At 72.7% G+C, this 16,807-nt stretch carries 14 protein-coding genes; 6 read left to right on the top strand and 8 right to left on the bottom strand.

All coding sequences use genetic code 11. The features are described from left to right. Window positions 1-23: 23 nt before the first annotated feature. Window positions 24-683: a DUF5701 family protein gene (locus HDG68_RS05135; RefSeq protein WP_343037439.1), complete on the bottom strand. Its 660-nt coding sequence runs from the start codon at window positions 681-683 to the stop codon at window positions 24-26. A gap of 229 nt (window positions 684-912) precedes the next feature. Here HDG68_RS05135 and acnA point away from each other — a divergent pair, with 229 nt between their 5' ends. Further along, a complete protein-coding gene (gene acnA / locus HDG68_RS05130; protein WP_343037438.1) occupies window positions 913-3,666 on the top strand; it encodes an aconitate hydratase AcnA in 2,754 nt (917 codons plus the stop codon). Window positions 3,667-3,792: 126 nt separating this feature from the next. On the opposite strand, the gene HDG68_RS05125 is transcribed toward acnA, so the two are convergent. After that, complete coding sequence (locus tag HDG68_RS05125; RefSeq protein ID WP_172149905.1) at window positions 3,793-4,632, bottom strand: alpha/beta hydrolase; 840 nt, start codon at window positions 4,630-4,632, stop codon at window positions 3,793-3,795. 99 nt (window positions 4,633-4,731) lie between these two features. Here HDG68_RS05125 and HDG68_RS05120 point away from each other — a divergent pair, with 99 nt between their 5' ends. Further along, complete coding sequence (locus tag HDG68_RS05120) at window positions 4,732-5,460, top strand: TetR/AcrR family transcriptional regulator (protein ID WP_246253565.1); 729 nt, start codon at window positions 4,732-4,734, stop codon at window positions 5,458-5,460. On the opposite strand, the gene HDG68_RS05115 is transcribed toward HDG68_RS05120, so the two are convergent. The 6 genes from HDG68_RS05115 to guaB1 all read right to left on the bottom strand — a co-directional run bounded on the left by HDG68_RS05115 (window position 5,400) and on the right by guaB1 (window position 10,784). Continuing rightward, window positions 5,400-6,743, bottom strand: a complete 1,344-nt coding sequence (locus HDG68_RS05115; RefSeq protein ID WP_172149903.1) for a permease prefix domain 1-containing protein — start codon at window positions 6,741-6,743, stop codon at window positions 5,400-5,402. The two genes, HDG68_RS05120 and HDG68_RS05115, sit on opposite strands and share 61 nt — an antisense overlap. Then, window positions 6,743-7,126 carry a PadR family transcriptional regulator gene (locus HDG68_RS05110; RefSeq protein WP_172149901.1) on the bottom strand — a complete coding sequence of 128 codons (384 nt, stop codon included), beginning with the start codon at window positions 7,124-7,126 and terminating at the stop codon, window positions 6,743-6,745. Before HDG68_RS05110 ends, HDG68_RS05115 begins: the two co-directional genes overlap by 1 nt. A 184-nt stretch (window positions 7,127-7,310) precedes the next feature. Continuing rightward, window positions 7,311-7,739, bottom strand: coding sequence for a DUF1801 domain-containing protein (locus HDG68_RS05105; protein WP_172149899.1), 429 nt, complete (start codon window positions 7,737-7,739; stop codon window positions 7,311-7,313). After that, window positions 7,736-8,650: a phosphotransferase gene (locus HDG68_RS05100; protein WP_172149897.1), complete on the bottom strand. Its 915-nt coding sequence runs from the start codon at window positions 8,648-8,650 to the stop codon at window positions 7,736-7,738. The genes HDG68_RS05105 and HDG68_RS05100 overlap by 4 nt, the downstream gene beginning before the upstream one ends. Continuing rightward, the gene (locus tag HDG68_RS05095) at window positions 8,650-9,339 is read right to left on the bottom strand and encodes an NUDIX hydrolase (protein WP_425483724.1); all 690 of its coding nucleotides are present in this window, start codon (window positions 9,337-9,339) and stop codon (window positions 8,650-8,652) included. Before HDG68_RS05095 ends, HDG68_RS05100 begins: the two co-directional genes overlap by 1 nt. Continuing rightward, window positions 9,336-10,784 (bottom strand): GMP reductase, encoded by a 1,449-nt coding sequence (gene guaB1 / locus HDG68_RS05090; RefSeq protein WP_172149895.1) that lies wholly within the window; start codon window positions 10,782-10,784, stop codon window positions 9,336-9,338. Before guaB1 ends, HDG68_RS05095 begins: the two co-directional genes overlap by 4 nt. Before the next feature lie 82 nt (window positions 10,785-10,866). On the opposite strand from guaB1, the gene dxs reads away from it, so the two are divergent. The 4 genes from dxs (at window position 10,867) to HDG68_RS05070 (ending at window position 16,805) form a co-directional block, all read left to right on the top strand. Then, window positions 10,867-12,756, top strand: a complete 1,890-nt coding sequence (gene dxs / locus HDG68_RS05085) for a 1-deoxy-D-xylulose-5-phosphate synthase (RefSeq protein WP_172149894.1) — start codon at window positions 10,867-10,869, stop codon at window positions 12,754-12,756. Between the two features lie 149 nt (window positions 12,757-12,905). Further along, the gene (pflB, locus tag HDG68_RS05080) at window positions 12,906-15,170 is read left to right on the top strand and encodes a formate C-acetyltransferase (protein WP_172149892.1); all 2,265 of its coding nucleotides are present in this window, start codon (window positions 12,906-12,908) and stop codon (window positions 15,168-15,170) included. Then, window positions 15,170-16,030 carry a pyruvate formate-lyase-activating protein gene (gene pflA / locus HDG68_RS05075; RefSeq protein ID WP_172149891.1) on the top strand — a complete coding sequence of 287 codons (861 nt, stop codon included), beginning with the start codon at window positions 15,170-15,172 and terminating at the stop codon, window positions 16,028-16,030. Before pflB ends, pflA begins: the two co-directional genes overlap by 1 nt. A gap of 46 nt (window positions 16,031-16,076) precedes the next feature. After that, window positions 16,077-16,805 (top strand): PIG-L deacetylase family protein, encoded by a 729-nt coding sequence (locus tag HDG68_RS05070; RefSeq protein WP_172149889.1) that lies wholly within the window; start codon window positions 16,077-16,079, stop codon window positions 16,803-16,805. Window positions 16,806-16,807 lie beyond the last annotated feature (2 nt).

The raw sequence follows: 16,807 nt of genomic DNA, 5'->3' as shown, positions 1-16,807 counted from the left end.
AGTGGTCCCGTGCGCCGGCTCGTTCAGGCGGTACGGACATCCGTCGAGGCGAACCCGAGCCAGGTGTGGCGGTTGCGCCACCAGCACCACCCGACCTTGGGCGCGCCACGGCGCTCGGTGCCGTCGCGGCCCGTCCCGCCCGAGACCCAGATCGCGGGGGTGCGGGCGTCGAGGGTCCCGTCGGGGCGTCGCAGCCGCGAGCCGATGGTCATGAAGCAGTGGTTCGGCTCCAGGACCGCGGGATCCTGGAGCACCCAGTACACGCCCTCGGCCAGGGTCAGCGGGCTGCGGCCGCGTCCCGCCAGCACCGGCTGCGCCTCGGCCGGCGAGGCGTTCGCCAGGTCGTCGCCCCGGTCCGGGGCGGCCACGGCGTAGACGTCGACGTCGGGCACGGTGACGTCCACGGGGCCGAACGCGTCGACGTCGGTCATGTCGACCACGACGAACCCCTCGCGCTCGACGGTCCCGGCGCGGGTGCGCACGGTCCGTCGCATCCGGGGTGCCAGGGTCGACGGCGCCAGGTGGCGCGGGTGCACCACGAGCAGCGCGCCCGGCGGTGCGGTGCGCCCGAGGCGTGCTGCCGCGGACCGGACGGCGTCGGCGCCCGCCGGGGTGCCGTCGTCGGGCAGGAGCCCGAGCCGGTCGAGCCGGTCGGCCTGGGCGGGGAGCGAGGGCAGGGGCACGCGGGTCCTTCCGTCGGGGCGGAAGGCCAACGCGCGGCGGCGAGGGCGTGTTCCCCGGTGAGGCACGCCTAAGTATCTTGACGTCAAGATATATGGGTTATGCTGGGTGCGGTCCGGCCACCTCTGCGTAGGCTGGACGGAGCCCCCGGACAACCACGGCGACGGAACCGCTGCACCGATGGACGCAGCGTGGTGCCCGCGCCGGTCAGCCCCCGTTGAAGGAGCCGCAGTGAGCAGCGTGGACACATTCGGATCGAAGGGAACCCTGGAGGTCGGAGACGCCTCGTACGAGATCTTCCGGCTGTCGGCCGTCGAGGGGCTCGAGCGCCTCCCGTACTCGCTGAAGATCCTCGCCGAGAACCTCCTGCGCACCGAGGACGGTGCGAACATCACCGCCGACCACGTGCGCGCGCTCGCCGGCTGGGACCCGGACGCCCAGCCGAGCACGGAGATCCAGTTCACGCCGGCGCGCGTGATCATGCAGGACTTCACCGGCGTGCCCTGCGTCGTCGACCTCGCCACCATGCGCGAGGCCGTCGCAGACCTCGGCGGGGACCCCACCCGCATCAACCCTCTCGCCCCCGCCGAGATGGTCATCGACCACTCCGTGCAGATCGACGTCGCCGGCACCACCGAGGCCTTCGCGCGCAACGTCGAGTACGAGTACGAGCGCAACCACGAGCGCTACCAGTTCCTGCGCTGGGGCCAGACCGCGTTCGACGACTTCAAGGTCGTCCCGCCGGGCACCGGCATCGTCCACCAGGTCAACATCGAGTACCTGGCCCGCACCGTGATGACCCGCGAGGTCGACGGGGTCCTGCGCGCCTACCCCGACACCTGCGTCGGCACCGACTCGCACACCACGATGGTCAACGGCCTCGGCGTGCTCGGCTGGGGCGTCGGCGGCATCGAGGCCGAGGCGGCCATGCTCGGCCAGCCCGTCTCCATGCTGATCCCGCGCGTGGTCGGCTTCAAGCTCACCGGCGAGATCCCCGCCGGCGTGACCGCGACCGACGTCGTCCTCACGATCACCCAGATGCTGCGCCAGCACGGCGTGGTCGGCAAGTTCGTCGAGTTCTACGGCTCCGGCGTCGGCCAGGTGCCGCTCGCCAACCGCGCCACCATCGGCAACATGTCGCCCGAGTTCGGCTCCACCGCAGCGATCTTCCCGATCGACGACGTCACGGTCGACTACCTGCGCCTGACCGGTCGCAGCGAGGACCAGCTCGCCCTTGTCGAGGCCTACGCCAAGGAGCAGGGCCTCTGGCTCGACCCGAGCAGCGACGACTACGTCGAGCCCACCTTCTCGGAGTACATGGAGCTCGACCTGTCCACCGTCGTGCCGTCCATCGCCGGCCCGAAGCGCCCGCAGGACCGCATCGAGGTGTCCAGGGCCAAGGCCGCGTTCGCCCGCGACCTGCCGAACTACGCCTCCGACGTCATCGACTTCGTCGACGAGGCCGAGAAGGAGTCGTTCCCCGCCTCCGACTCGCCGTCGACCCACGAGCACGTGCGTCCCACGGTGCCGGTGACCGACACCCAGGGCCGCCAGTTCGACCTCTTCCACGGCGCCGTCGCCATCGCCTCGATCACGTCGTGCACCAACACCTCGAACCCGTCGGTCATGCTCGCCGCGGCACTGCTGGCCAAGAACGCCGTCGAGGCCGGCCTGGTCTCCAAGCCCTGGGTCAAGACGTCGATGGCCCCCGGCTCGCAGGTCGTGACGAACTACTACGAGAAGGCCGGCCTGTGGCCGTACCTGGAGAAGCTCGGCTTCCACCTGGTCGGCTACGGCTGCACCACGTGCATCGGCAACTCCGGCCCGCTCGACGAGAAGGTGTCCGAGGCCGTCCAGGAGAACGACCTCGCCGTCGTCTCCGTGCTGTCCGGCAACCGCAACTTCGAGGGCCGGATCAACCCGGACGTGAAGATGAACTACCTGGCCTCCCCGCCGCTGGTCATCGCCTACGCGCTCGCCGGGACCATGGAGTTCGACTTCGAGGCCGACCCGCTGGGCCGCGACGACGAGGGCAAGCCGATCTTCCTCAAGGACATCTGGCCCACGCCGGACGAGGTCCAGGCCACGATCGAGTCCTCGATCGACCGCAAGATGTTCGAGGCCGACTACGCCGACGTGTTCGCCGGTGACGACCGGTGGCGTGCGCTCGAGACCCCGGAGGGCTCCACGTTCTCCTGGGACGACGAGTCCACCTACGTGCGCCGCCCCCCGTACTTCGAGGGCATGGGCGCCACCCCGGACCAGGTCGAGGACATCGCCGGCGCCCGGGTGCTGGCGAAGCTGGGCGACTCGGTCACGACCGACCACATCTCGCCGGCCGGTGCCATCAAGCCGGACAGCCCCGCGGGCAAGTACCTCGCCGACCACGGCATCGCGCGCCGCGACTTCAACTCCTACGGCTCGCGCCGCGGCAACCACGAGGTCATGATCCGTGGCACGTTCGCGAACATCCGCCTGAAGAACCTGCTCCTGGACGGCGTCGAGGGCGGCTTCACCTACAACTTCGTCAAGGGTGAGCAGGACACCATTTACGACGCCGCGCAGGACTACGCCGCGCAGGACACCCCGCTGGTGGTGCTCGGCGGCAAGGAGTACGGCTCCGGCTCCTCGCGCGACTGGGCCGCCAAGGGCACCAAGCTGCTCGGGGTGAAGGCGGTCATCACCGAGTCGTTCGAGCGCATCCACCGCTCGAACCTCATCGGCATGGGCGTGCTCCCGCTGCAGTTCCCGGCCGGCGAGTCCGCGGACTCCCTCGGCCTGGACGGCACCGAGACGTTCGACATCTCGGGCATCACCGCGCTGAACGACGGTGACACCCCGGAGACCGTCGCGGTGAAGGCCACGAAGGACGACGGCACGACCGTCGAGTTCGACGCCGTGGTGCGCATCGACACCCCGGGCGAGGCCGACTACTACCGCAACGGCGGCATCCTGCAGTACGTGCTGCGCTCGCTGGTCGCCTGAGCAGGTCACCCGGCAGCACGAACGCCGACGCCCCGCCGCTCCTCGAGAGCGGCGGGGCGTCGTCGTCCCCACGGCGTCGCCTGCCATCCCCCAGCGGGGTGGGGGGCGACGGGGAGCGCGCGGGGGTCAGGCGGGGACGCGGGTCAGGTGCTCGACGACGGTCTTCACGACGGTCTCGTCGTCCAGGACGCCGTTGTGCCCCTGGCCGGAGGTGATCAGCAGCTCGCTGTCGGGGTGCGCGGCATGCAGCGCCCGGGCCTCCTCGACGCCGTGCATCCGGTCGTCGGCGTCCTGGACGAACAGCGTCGGCACCTCGGCCGGGACCGGGTGCCGGCACAGGTCGAACCGGGCCCGGAAGTCGGTGATGCCCGGGAACAGGGTGCGGGCGATGTCGTCGCAGACGCGGTCGTGCAGCCGCGCAGGGATCCCGACGAGCCGCATGTAGGTGGCGGCGACGGAGTCGAAGCTGGTCGGTGCCGCCAGGGCGGCGAACCGTTCGGCCCGGAACCCCTCGTGCAGCGCCGTGCCGGCGGTGAAGGCGCCCAGGGAGTGCCCGACGACGGCGGTGTAGGTGCCGCGCCGCTCCTGCATCGCGCGCATCGCGGCCATGTGCTCGATGACGGTGAGCCGGTCACCGGGCGACTCGCCGTGCGCCGGGCCGTCGTAGGAGTCGACGGACCACCCGGCGTCGACCAGGGCGCGCACGAGTGCGGCGAAGCGGCTCGCGCGGCGCTGCCAGCCGTGCACCAGCAGCACGGTCGGCGCCTCGGGGGAGCTCGCGCCCCAGTGGTAGGTGGTCACGGGTGAGCCGTCGACGTCGACGGTGCCGCGGTCGGCGTCGTCGTGGACGTCCTGGTCGGCCGGGCGGACGCGGGCCCGTGGGCCGACCTTCGTGAACAGTCGCGCGGCGACGCCGGTGGCGACCGGGGGAGCGACGACGGACAGCGTGCGGAACGTCGCGCGCATCGGTGCAGGGACCACGGTGTACCTCCAAGAACGGCTGATGCCCCCACCGTAGCACTATCTGAACGATCGTGCGTAAAGATTTGTGGATACACTGGTCTCATGACGATCCACGGGCTCGAACCAGAGGTCGCCGCAGCGGTGCCGTCGTCGGACGGCCGGCGCCGCCGGGGCGACCGCACCCGCGCGGCCGTGCTGGACCACGCCGTCCAGCGCGCCTCCGCCGACGGGCTCGCCGGCCTCACGTTCGGCACCCTCGCCACCGAGGCCGGGGCCACCAAGAGCGCGATCGCCGGGCTGTTCGGGAACAAGGAAGGACTCGAGATCGCGCTCGTCCAGCACGCGCGAGGGATCTTCCTCGACGCCGTGATCGTCCCCGCCCGCGCAGCGAGCCCGGGGCTCGACCGGGTGTGGGAGCTCGCCCGACGATGGGCCGAGTACTCCCGGACCCGGACGTTCGCCGGCGGGTGCTTCTTCCGCGCCGTCGAGACCGAGGTGGACTCCCGACCCGGACCGGTGCGCGACGCCGTCGTGGGCGTGCGCCGGGAGTGGGACGGCTACCTGGAGCACCACGTCGCGCTCGCGGTCGAAGCCGGTGAGCTGGCGACCGACGTCGACCCCGCGCAGGTCGTCTTCGAGATCGTCGCGCTGCTCGGCACGGCCAACGACCGCTCCCTGCTGCTGGACGACGACGGCTCCTACGCGCGTGCGCTGGCCGCGGTCCGCACCGTGCTGGTGGCGCACGGCGCCGACCCGGAGCGCCTCGCCGATCAGGCGAAGCCGAACAGCGGGCCGAACGCCACCACGACGCACGCCGCCCACACCGCGTAGACGGGCAGGTAGCTGGTCTGCCACCCCTCCAGCGCGGCGAAGCCTCGCCGGCGTCGGCAGAATCCCAGCAGCAGCCACCCGGTCCGCACCAGGTGCACCAGCAGCAGGAGGTTGAGACCCAGAGCCGCCACCTTGTTGGGGCTGGCGCCGAACTCGGCGATACGCGTCAGCATCGCCGTCAGGGCGAGCGCGTCGACCGCGAGGGCCGCCACGACGAGGATGAGCTGCAGGCCGTCGAACAGACCTGGTCGCGCCATCGGGTCGCGGGCGGAGATCGAGTACAGCAGCAGCGCGAGCACCAGGACGAGGACGGCGTCGAGCAGGATGAGCAGCTCGCGGTCGACCGTCGTCAGGCCGCCCGCGGTGGCCAGCACAACGAACGAGACGGCGAGCATCACCGTGGTCAACGGGGTGAACACGCGGGTCAGCACCGGCGCGATGTTCTCGACCACCTCCTGCTTGGCCTCCACCAGCCAGGCGGCCACCAGGAACGCGCCGGGCACGCAGAACGGCAGGATCCAGCCCTCGAGGACCGGTTCGAGGTCGACGTCGACCAGGCTGAGCAGCCCGGCGGTCAGCCCCAGCAGCACGCCGCCGCCGAGCGCCAGCAGCACGAAGTAGATGGCGAGCTCGCCGGTGAACCGCACGAAGTCCATCCGGCGGTCCGGCGACCGCCACCGTCCGCCCGCGTAGACGACGCCGACCAGCGCCCACAGCACCACCGGTGCGTGCGCGGCGGCCAGCAGCGCGGTCGACCCGCCGGGTGCGAACGGGTAGAGGTTCACCAGGGCGCACGCGACGGCGGCCGAGCCGGTCACGACGGCGACCGGGTGGAGCGGTGGGCGCCGCTTCCAGACGAAGTAGGCCGCCAGGAAGGGCAGCACGAGGAAGACGGCGTTGCGCACGAACGTCTCCTCGTCGAGGCCCGCGGCAGCGATCTTGACGGCCGTTCCGGCGCCGACGGCAAGGGCGAGCAGGACGCCGAGGTCACGCCAGGGCGTGCGCGCCCCGGTCGTGCCGTCGTCGGGCATCAGGACGAGCTGCTTCCAGAGACGTTCGGAGTGCTCGCGGGCGAACTCGCGCGAGACGGCGTCGAGGCGACCCAGGCGCTTGACCGCGACCAGGAAGGCCTCCTCGTCGTCGAGTCCTGCGCCCCGCAGGTCGTCGATGCGTTCGCGCAGGTGGTCGGTCATCTCGTCGACGTCGTCGGGGGCCACGGCGCGGTGCCGGCGCACGTAGTCGCGCCACCGGTCGATCTGGGCCTCGAGGGCGGTGTCGTCCATCAGGCGGTGCCTCCGGCCGGGCGCGGAGAGATCGCGGCGGGTCCGGACGGGGCGGCCAGGGACTGCCAGGCGCGATCGAGCGTCGCCGCCACGACCTCCCACTGGGACCGGCGCTCGGCCAGCTCGGCGCGACCGGCGGCGGTCAGCGCGTAGTGCTTGCGGCGTCGGCCGGCGGGGGACCGGCCCCACGAGGCCTCGATCAGGCCGTGGCGCTCGAGGCGGTGCAGCAGCGGGTAGAGCATCCCGTCGGTCCACTCCATGTGGCCGTCGGACAGGTCGGCCACCTGCTTGGCGATGGCGTACCCGTAGGACTCGCCGTCGGCGAGGATGCCGAGGACGAGCGGCGTCGCGGAGGCCGCGACGAGATCCTTGTCGATGTGCATGGTCCCTCTATCCCTCGTGCTGCGAGGTGTCTGACCCTAGCACTGCGAGGGGTAGCGGTGCGAGGGGTCAGTTGCCCTGCCCGCGAGGTCGTACCTTCCGTCGCGGGGTCGTACCCGCGGAGTACGACCCCGCGACGGAAGGTACGACCTCGCGGGCAGGGTGACGCGGCAGGGGCCCCTGGGGTCAAGAACCGCCGTCGCGGGCCCGGAGCCCGTAGGTGCCGGCCGTCAGCGTGGCGTAGGCGTCGGCGACGACCTTCTCGAGCACCGCGAGGTCGACCTGGGCGAGGTTCGCCAGGTACAGGCACCCGACGCCGGTGCGGTGCGGGCCCAGCCGCTCGAGGTCCGCGGCGTGCGCCTCGACGCCGTCCATGAGGTAGACGACGCTGTTCGCCGCGCGCGGTGCGAACGCCGCGGCGGGGGCGTCGCCGGACCGCCCGGAGGCGTACTCGTAGTGGTACCGCCCGAACCCGACGATCGTGCCCTGCAGCTCGGGTGCCTGCCCGGTGACCCGGCCCATCATCTCCAGCAACGTCTCGGCGTCACGACGACGGCCGGGGCGCTCGACGGCGTCGACGAACGCGCGCACGTCGTCGGGGATCGCGGTGCTCATGGCGTCAGTGTGGTCTCTCGGTCGTCGGCCAGCACCTCGGCCAGGGACTCGCGGCCCAGGCTGACGAGCCACGCGTGCTCGGGTCCGGACGTCAGCATCGAGGTCGCCATCGACAGCGCCCAGCCGCGAGCGCGGTCCCAGACGGGGTCGTCGGCGGGGTACGGGCCTGCCAACGCGGTGCGGAACGCCCGCCGGCCCACGCCGTCGAACACCGTCCACGCGGCGGCCAGGTCGGTCGCGGGGTCGCCGGAGGTGAGGTCACCCAGGTCCGCCACGGCGGCGAGCTCCGGAGCCGACGTGGCGGTCAGCACGAGGTTGCCCGCGTGCGGGTCGCCGTGCAGCCACAGTGCGGGGCCGTCCCACCTCTCGGCCGCCAGCGCGCGTTCCCAGACCGCCAGGGCGGCGCTCGTGCGGGTGGTGACGCCGGACGCGAGGCGGTCGCGCAGCGGCCCGTCGCGGAACTCCAGCGGTACGCCGCGGTAGGGGTTGGCCGGGGCATCGGCGGGAGCGGGCCGGTGCAGGGCGACGAAGAACCGGGCGAGCGGGACGGCGACTGCGGTGCGGCGCCCCCGGGCGACGTCGGCGCCTCGCACGCCCGACATCCACGGGACCACGGACCACCGCCACGGGTAGCTCAGCGCGGTGCTCGGTACGCCGACGCGCAGCGGGACCGGCACCGGGACGGGCAGCCGGGGGGCCAGCCGTGGGAGCCATCGCTGCTCGTGCTCGATCAGCGGTGCCGCCGTCGCGCGCCGCGGCAGCCGGACGGCCAGGTCGTCCCCGAGCCGCACCATGACGTTGTCCCAGCCGTGGGCCGCGACGTGCAGCGGTCGGTCCGCCAGGTCGGGGTGCTGCTCGGCCAGGAGTGCCCGCACGAGCGCCGCGTCGATCTCGATCTCCGCGGCGGCCATCAGTCGAGCTCCAGCTCGCGCCCGCGGTCCCACGGCTCGGTCCAGCCGAGGTGGTCGAACATCGCGTCGAGGATGCCCGCGGTGAACCCCCACACCAGGTGCTCGGTGCCGCCGTCGTCCACGAGGAATGCGGGACCGCGCCAGACCTGCCCGCCACGGCGCAGCACGGTGGTGACGCGGTGGTCCGGGTCGAGGAGGTCGGCCACGGGGGCGCGGAACACGTGCGAGGACTCGGCGGGGTCGACGACGCCGACCGGGGACTGGCGCGTCCACCAGCCGAGCACGGGGGTGACCACGTGGTTGCTCACCGGCATCGGCAGGGGGGTGAGCGTGCCGAGCACCTCGACGCCGTCGGTGTCGACGCCCGTCTCCTCGCGGGCCTCGCGCAGCGCGGCCGAGACGGCGTCCTCGTCGGCGTCGGCGCGCCCGCCCGGGAACGCCACCTGCCCCGCGTGGGAGCGCAGCGTGGCGGCCCGGGCGAGGAGGAGCACGTCGAGGTCGGCGGAGACGGCCAGCGCCTGCGCGTCGTGGTCCGAGGGCAGGCCGTCCAGCACGCCGAACAGCACCAGGACCGACGCGGGCCGGGCGGAGGCGTCGTCGAGCTCGCCGCGGGCGTGGCGCCACGGTCCGGTGAACGCGCCGTCGGCGGCCAGCGCCCGGAGCTGGTCGCGGGCGGAGGGCACCGTCACCAGGAGGTGGCCACCGGCATGCCCTCGGCGAACCCGGCCGCGGACTGGATGCCGACGGTGGCGCGCTCGGCGAACTCGGCCAGCGTGCGGGCCCCGGCGTACGTGCAGCTGGAGCGCAGGCCGGAGGTGATCTCGTCCAGGAGGTCCTCGACACCGGGGCGGCGCGGGTCCAGGTACATCTTGCCCGTGGAGATGCCCTCCTCGTAAAGGGCCTTGCGGGCGCGGTCGAACGCGGAGCCGGCGCCGGCGGTGCGGGCCGCGACGGCGCGGGCCGAGGCCATGCCGAAGGAGTCCTTGTAGAGCCGGCCCGAGCCGTCCTCGTGCAGGTCGCCCGGCGACTCGTACGTCCCGGCGAACCAGGAGCCCACCATCACCTGCGACGCGCCGGCCGCCAGCGCGAGGGCGACGTCGCGCGGGTGGCGCACCCCGCCGTCGGCCCACACGTGCTTGCCGAGCTCGCGCGCGGCGGCGGCGCACTCCAGCACCGCGGAGAACTGCGGGCGTCCGACGGCGGTCTGCATGCGCGTGGTGCACATCGCGCCCGGGCCCACGCCCACCTTGAGGATGTCGGCGCCCGCCTCGACGAGGTCGCGCACGCCCTCGGCCGTGACCACGTTGCCGGCCACGACCGGCACCTGCGGGTCGACGGAGCGCACGGCGCGCAGCGCGGCGATCATCTTGTCCTGGTGGCCGTGCGCGGTGTCCACCACGAGCACGTCGATCCCGGCGTCGAGCAGCTCGCGGGTCTTGGCGGCGACGTCGCCGTTGATGCCGACGGCGGCGCCGACGCGCAGCCGGCCGCGGGGGTCCAGGGCAGGGGAGTAGACCGTGGAACGCACGGCACCCTTGCGGGTCAGCACCCCGGCGAGCACGCCGTCGCGCACCACGGGGGCGAGCTGGACCTTGGCGGCGTGCAGGCGCTCGAACGTGGCCGCCAGGCCGTCGTCCTCGATCTCCTTGGCGTCCACCGTGACCAGGTCGGTCGACATCACGGCGCCGACCCGGGCGAACCGGTCCACGGCGGTGCAGTCGGCCTCGGTGACCACGCCGACCGGGCGGCCGGCGTCGGCCACCACCGCCGCGCCGTGGGACCGCTTGCCGAGCAGGGACAGCACGTCGGCGACGGTGTCGGCCGAGGTCACCACCACGGGCGTCTCGACGACGGGGTCCTTGGACTTGACGTCCGCGACCACGTCGGCCACAACGTCGACCGGGATGTCCTGCGGCAGGATCGCGATGCCGCCGCGGCGCGCGACCGTCTCCGACATGCGCCGGCCGGCCACCGCGGTCATGTTCGCCACGACCACGGGGATCGTGGTGCCGGTGCCGTCGTCGGTGGACAGGTCGACGTCGAAGCGGCTGGTGACGTCCGAGCGGGACGGCACCATGAAGACGTCGCCGTAGGTGAGGTCCGTGGTGGGCTGCTGGCCGGAGAGAAAACGCACCCTCCGAATCTACCGCGCCCGCCCTGCACGGCACGGTCACGATCACCGCATAGAGTGGTCGGATGATGTGTGGGAGGAACGCATGGGGTTGCTGAGCACGATCACCTCGCCCGAGGACGTGCGCCGGTTGACCCCGGCCCAGACCGAGAAGCTCGCCGCGGAGATCCGGACGTTCCTGGTCGAGAACGTCTCGCGCACCGGCGGGCACCTCGGGCCGAACCTCGGCGTCGTCGAGCTGACCATCGCGATGCACCGCGTGTACTCCTCGCCGCGGGACACGATGGTGTTCGACACCGGGCACCAGAGCTACGTGCACAAGCTGCTGACGGGGCGGCAGGACTTCTCCGCGCTGCGCAAGGCCGGCGGGCTGTCCGGGTACCCGAGCCGGGCCGAGTCCGAGCACGACGTCGTGGAGAACTCCCACGCCTCGACCGCGCTGTCCTGGGCGGACGGCGTCGCCAAGGCCAACGTCGTCGCCGGGCGGCGCGACCGTCACGTCGTGGCCGTCATCGGTGACGGCGCGCTGACCGGCGGCATGGCCTGGGAGGCGATCAACAACATCGCCGCCGACGCCGACCGGCGCCTGGTGATCGTCGTCAACGACAACGGCCGCTCCTACTCGCCGACGATCGGCGGCGTCGCGAACCACCTGCAGACGCTGCGCACCACCAGCGGGTACGAGGCATTCCTCGAGTGGGGCAAGCGCACCCTGTACCGTACCGGCCCGCCCGGACGGTTCGCCTACGGCTGGCTGCACGGCCTGAAGAAGGGCCTCAAGGACGTCGTCGCGCCCCAGGGCATGTTCGAGGACCTGGGCCTGAAGTACGTCGGCCCCGTAGACGGGCACGACGCCGAGGCCATGGAGCACGCGCTGCGGCGCGCCAAGGCCTACGGGCGCCCCGTCATCGTGCACGCGATCACGGAGAAGGGCCGAGGGTACACGCCCGCGATGGAGGACGTCGCCGACCGGTTCCACGCCGTCGGCAAGATCCACCCCGAGACGGGGCTGCCGGTGGCGCCGTCGCGGTTCGGGTGGACCCAGGTGTTCGCCGACGAGATCGTCCAGATCGGTCGTCGCCGCTCCGACGTCGTGGCGATCACCGCCGCGATGCTGCACCCCGTCGGCCTGGCCCCGTTCTCGCAGGAGTTCCCCGAGCGCACGTTCGACGTCGGGATCGCCGAGCAGCACGCCGCCACCTCGGCCGCGGGCATGGCGTTCGCCGGCCTGCACCCCGTCGTGGCCGTCTACGCCACGTTCCTCAACCGGGCGTTCGACCAGGTCCTCATGGACGTCGCCCTGCACCGGGCCGGCGTGACGTTCGTCCTCGACCGTGCCGGCGTCACCGGCGACGACGGCGCCAGCCACAACGGCATGTGGGACATGGCGCTGCTGCGCATCGTGCCCGGGCTGCGGCTGGCCGCGCCGCGCGACGAGGCCACGCTGCGCGGTGCGCTGCGGGCCGCCGTCGACGTCGACGACGCCCCCACCGTGGTGCGCTACCCCAAGGGCGCGCTCGTCGAGGCGATCGACGCCGTCGAGGAGCGCGAGGGCCTCGACGTCATCGCCCGTCACATCCCGGGCGACGGCGCACCGGCCGGCCGGCGCGTGCTCGTGGTCGGCGTCGGCTCGATGGCCGGGGCGGCGCTCGCGGCGGGGGAGTCGCTGGCCGCCCACGGCCTGGAGGTCGAGGTCGTCTCGCCGACGTGGGTCCTGCCCGTGCCGGAGGCGCTCGTGAAGCAGGTCGGGGAGCACGACCTGGTCCTCACCCTGGAGGACGGCGTGGTCGACGGCGGTGTCGGGGCGATGCTGGCCCAGCGGGCCGGAGAGCAGGGCGTGCAGACCCCGTTCGTGCACCGGGGTCTGCCGGTGGCGTTCCTGGACCACGCGAGCCGCGACCAGGTGATCACCGCCCAGCGGATGCGCGCCGAGGACGCCGTGCGGGACGCGCTGGCGGCGCTGAGCCGCGACTGACGACCCTGGTCCGCGGGGCCCGCCACCGGAGCGCCGTGGCGGGCCCCGCTGCCGTGTGAGGCACGAGACAGCACTGCTGTCTACTGTGCCACTGCGCTTGTGAAGACCTTCACGTACTGTGGTCTTACCAAGCGTCGAAGGGGCGAGCCATGAGCATCCAGGCCGAGCAGAGCACCGCAGCAGCGGACGTCGCGTGGGAGGGGTTCGTCCCCGGCCCGTGGTGCGACGGCGTCGACGTGCGCGACTTCATCCAGCGCAACTACACCCCGTACACCGGGGACGCGACGTTCCTCGCCGGCCCGACGCCGCGCACCAGCGCGCTCTGGGCCCGCCTGAGCGAGATGTTCCCGGCCGAGCGCGAGAAGGGCGTCCACGACGTCTCCGCCGACGTCCCCGCCGGCATCACCGCCCACGCGCCCGGGTACATCGACCGGGCCGCCGAGATCATCGTCGGCCTGCAGACCGACGCCCCGCTGAAGCGCGCCATCATGCCCAACGGCGGCTGGCGCATGGTCGAGGGCGCCCTGAACACCTACGGCTATCCCGTGGACCAGGACCTCAAGAAGGTCTTCACCGAGTACCGCAAGACCCACAACCAGGCCGTGTTCGACATCTACCCGCCGAACGTGCGCGCCGCCCGCAGCTCGCACGTCGTCACCGGTCTGCCGGACGCCTACGGCCGCGGCCGCATCATCGGCGACTACCGCCGCGTCGCGCTGTACGGCGTCGACGCGCTCGTCGAGGCCAAGAAGCTCGACAAGCTCACCCTCGAGGCCGAACCCTTCACCGAGGACGTGGCCCGGGCCCGCGAGGAGCACGCCGAGCAGATCCGTGCCCTCGGCGAGCTCAAGGAGATGGCCGCCTCCTACGGCGTCGACATCTCCCGCCCGGCCCGTACCGCCGTCGAGGCCGTGCAGTGGCTCTACTTCGGGTTCCTCGCCGCCGTCAAGGAGCAGAACGGCGCCGCGATGTCGCTCGGGCGCACCTCGACGTTCCTGGACGTCTACCTCGAGCGAGACCTCGCCGCCGGGCGGATCACCGAGGCCGAGGCGCAGGAGGTCATGGACGACTTCGTCATCAAGCTGCGCATCGTGCGGTTCCTGCGCACCCCCGAGTACGACGCCCTCTTCTCCGGCGACCCGACCTGGGTCACCGAGACCATCGGCGGCATGGGCGCCGACGGCCGCACCCTGGTCACCAAGAACTCGTTCCGGATGCTGCAGACCCTCTACAACCTGGGCCCGGCGCCCGAGCCGAACATGACGGTGTTCTGGACCGCCGCGCTGCCCCAGGGGTTCAAGGACTTCTGCGCCCAGGTCTCCATCGACACCTCGGCCGTGCAGTACGAGTCCGACGACGAGATCCGGGCCGCCTGGGGCGACGACGCCGCCATCGCCTGCTGCGTCTCGCCGATGGCGATCGGCAAGCAGATGCAGTTCTTCGGCGCCCGCGTCAACCTCGCCAAGGCGCTGCTGTACGCGATCAACGGCGGTCGCGACGAGGTCACCGGCAAGCAGGTGTCCCCGGCGTTCGCGCCCGTGGCCGCCGGCGAACCGCTCGACTACGACGACGTGCGTGCCCGGTTCGACCGCACCATGGACTGGCTCGCCGCGACCTACGTCGAGGCGCTGAACTGCATCCACTGGTCGCACGACAAGTACGCCTACGAGCGGCTCGAGATGGCGCTGCACGACCGTGACGTGCTGCGCACCATGGCGTGCGGCATCGCCGGGCTCTCGGTCGCGGCCGACTCGCTGTCCGCGATCCGCTACGCCACCGTCACCCCGGTCCTCGACGAGCGGGGCGTCGTCGTCGACTACGACACCGTCGGCGACTACCCGGCCTTCGGCAACGACGACGACCGCGTCGACGCCATCGCCGTGGAGCTGGTCGAGACGTTCATGGCCAAGGTCCGCAGCCACCGCACCTACCGCGACGCCGTGCCGACGCAGTCGGTGCTGACGATCACCTCGAACGTCGTCTACGGCAAGGCCACCGGCAACACCCCGGACGGCCGCCGCGCCGGCGAGCCGTTCTCCCCGGGCGCGAACCCGATGAACGGCCGGGACACGCACGGGATGCTCGCCTCCGCGCTCTCCGTGGCCAAGCTGCCCTACGCCGAGGCCCAGGACGGCATCTCGCTGACCAACACCATCGTGCCCACCGGGCTGGGCCGTACGCGTGCCGAGCAGGTGGCCAACCTGGCCGGCCTGCTGGACGCCTCGTTCGGCGCCGGCGGCTACCACATGAACGTCAACGTGCTGGTGCGCGAGACGCTGACCGACGCCATGGAGCACCCCGAGAAGTACCCCCAGCTGACCATCCGGGTGTCCGGGTACGCGGTCAACTTCGTCCGGCTCACGCGTGAGCAGCAGCTCGACGTTCTCGCCCGGACCTTCCACGGAGCGGTCTGATGCCCGCCGACCCGGTGCTGCTCGACGCCCCCTCGCGGCGCCGGGCCGGCGCCGGCCTGCGGGGTTTGGCGACCTCCGACGTCGAGCGGTCCCAGCGGCTGCGGCTCATGCGGTCCGGGGCGCTCGGCTCGGTGCACTCCTGGGAGCTCGTGACCGCCGTCGACGGTCCCGGCACGCGCCTGACGGTGTTCCTCAACGGCTGCCCGCTGCGCTGCCAGTACTGCCACAACCCCGACACGTGGTCCATGAGGGACGGCGGGCCGGTGCTGGCGAGCGACCTGCTGGGGCGCGTCGAGCGGTACCGCGGCGTGTTCTCCGCGACCGGCGGGGGCCTGACCCTCTCCGGCGGGGAGGTGCTCATGCAGCCGGCCTTCGCGGCGCGGATCCTGCGCGGAGCGAAGGAGCTCGGCGTGCACACCTGCCTGGACACCTCGGGCTACCTCGGCGCGAACGCCACCGACGAGATGCTCGACGACACCGACCTGGTGCTGCTGGACATCAAGGCCGGCGACGAGGACACCTACCGGCGCGTGACCGGGCGGTCCCTGGCCCCGACGCTGGCGTTCGGGCGCCGCCTCGCCGAGCGCGGCGTGGCCGTGTGGGTGCGGTTCGTCCTGGTGCCCGGGCTGACCGACGACCCGGCGAACGTCGCGGCCGTCGCTGACCACGCCGCCGCGATCGAGGCCGTGCGGCCGGGGACCGTGCAGCGCGTCGAGGTCCTGCCGTTCCACCAGATGGCCCGGGACAAGTGGGCCGAGCTGCGGCGGGCGTACCCGCTGGCCGACACCGAACCCCCCACGCCGGAGGCCACCGAGACGGTGCGGGAGGTGTTCCGCTCGCGCGGGCTGACGACGTACTGACCGCCCCCGCCCGACACCGGGCCGACCGGGTCGGTAGCGTCGGGTCATGGACACCGACGCGCTCGCACCGCTGGACGAGGACTTCTCCACCGCGCTGGTCGTCGTCGCACACCCCGACGACATGGAGTTTGGGGGAGCGGCGGCCATCGCCCGCTGGACCGGTCAGGGCAGACGGATCGCCTACGTCATGGTCACCAGCGGCGAGGCCGGCATCGACGGCACGTCGCCCGAGGAGGCGCGGCCCGTGCGCGAGGCCGAGCAGGTCGACTCCGCCCGCCTCGTGGGCGTCGAGGAGGTCGAGTTCCTCGGGTTCCCCGACGGCGTGGTCGAGTACGGCCTGCCCCTGCGCGCCGCGATAGCGCACGCGATCCGCCGGCACCGGCCCGAGATCGTGATCACCCTGAACTTCCGCGCGGAGTTCCCCGGCGGTGTCCTGAACCAGGCCGACCACGTCGCGGTGGGCCGCGCCGTCGTCGACGCCGTGCGCGACGCCGCCAACCGGTGGGTCTTCGCCGACCAGCTCGACGACGGCCTCGAGCGCTGGGACGGCGTCCGTGAGGTGTGGGTCGCCGCCTCCCCGCGCGCCGAGCACGCCGTCGACGTCACGGACACGTTCGACGACGGCGTCGCCTCCCTGCGCGCCCACAGCGCCTACATCGCGGGGCTGGGCTGGGAGGACTTCGACGCCGGCGAGTTCCTCGGCCGCATCACCCGCGACAACGGCGAGGCGTTCGGCACCGAGCACGCCACCACCTTCGAGGTGCTGCGGATGTGACC

The organism is Isoptericola chiayiensis, from assembly GCF_013149805.1.
GTDB classification, from domain to species: Bacteria; Actinomycetota; Actinomycetes; order Actinomycetales; family Cellulomonadaceae; genus Isoptericola; species Isoptericola chiayiensis.
Note: the sequence above shows the minus strand (reverse complement) of the source record. Positions and strands in the feature narration are given on the sequence as shown.

Bases quoted from the DNA above. Each gene is read 5' to 3' on its own strand.
- HDG68_RS05125 (WP_172149905.1), bottom strand. From the start codon at position 4,632: ATGCGCGCGACGTTCCGCACGCTGTCCGTCGTCGCTCCCCCGGTCGCC.
- HDG68_RS05120 (WP_246253565.1), top strand. From the start codon at position 4,732: ATGACGATCCACGGGCTCGAACCAGAGGTCGCCGCAGCGGTGCCGTCG.
- HDG68_RS05115 (WP_172149903.1), bottom strand. From the start codon at position 6,743: ATGGACGACACCGCCCTCGAGGCCCAGATCGACCGGTGGCGCGACTAC.
- HDG68_RS05110 (WP_172149901.1), bottom strand. From the start codon at position 7,126: ATGCACATCGACAAGGATCTCGTCGCGGCCTCCGCGACGCCGCTCGTC.
- HDG68_RS05105 (WP_172149899.1), bottom strand. From the start codon at position 7,739: ATGAGCACCGCGATCCCCGACGACGTGCGCGCGTTCGTCGACGCCGTC.
- HDG68_RS05100 (WP_172149897.1), bottom strand. From the start codon at position 8,650: ATGGCCGCCGCGGAGATCGAGATCGACGCGGCGCTCGTGCGGGCACTC.
- dxs (WP_172149894.1), top strand. From the start codon at position 10,867: ATGGGGTTGCTGAGCACGATCACCTCGCCCGAGGACGTGCGCCGGTTG.
- pflB (WP_172149892.1), top strand. From the start codon at position 12,906: ATGAGCATCCAGGCCGAGCAGAGCACCGCAGCAGCGGACGTCGCGTGG.
- pflA (WP_172149891.1), top strand. From the start codon at position 15,170: ATGCCCGCCGACCCGGTGCTGCTCGACGCCCCCTCGCGGCGCCGGGCC.
- HDG68_RS05070 (WP_172149889.1), top strand. From the start codon at position 16,077: ATGGACACCGACGCGCTCGCACCGCTGGACGAGGACTTCTCCACCGCG.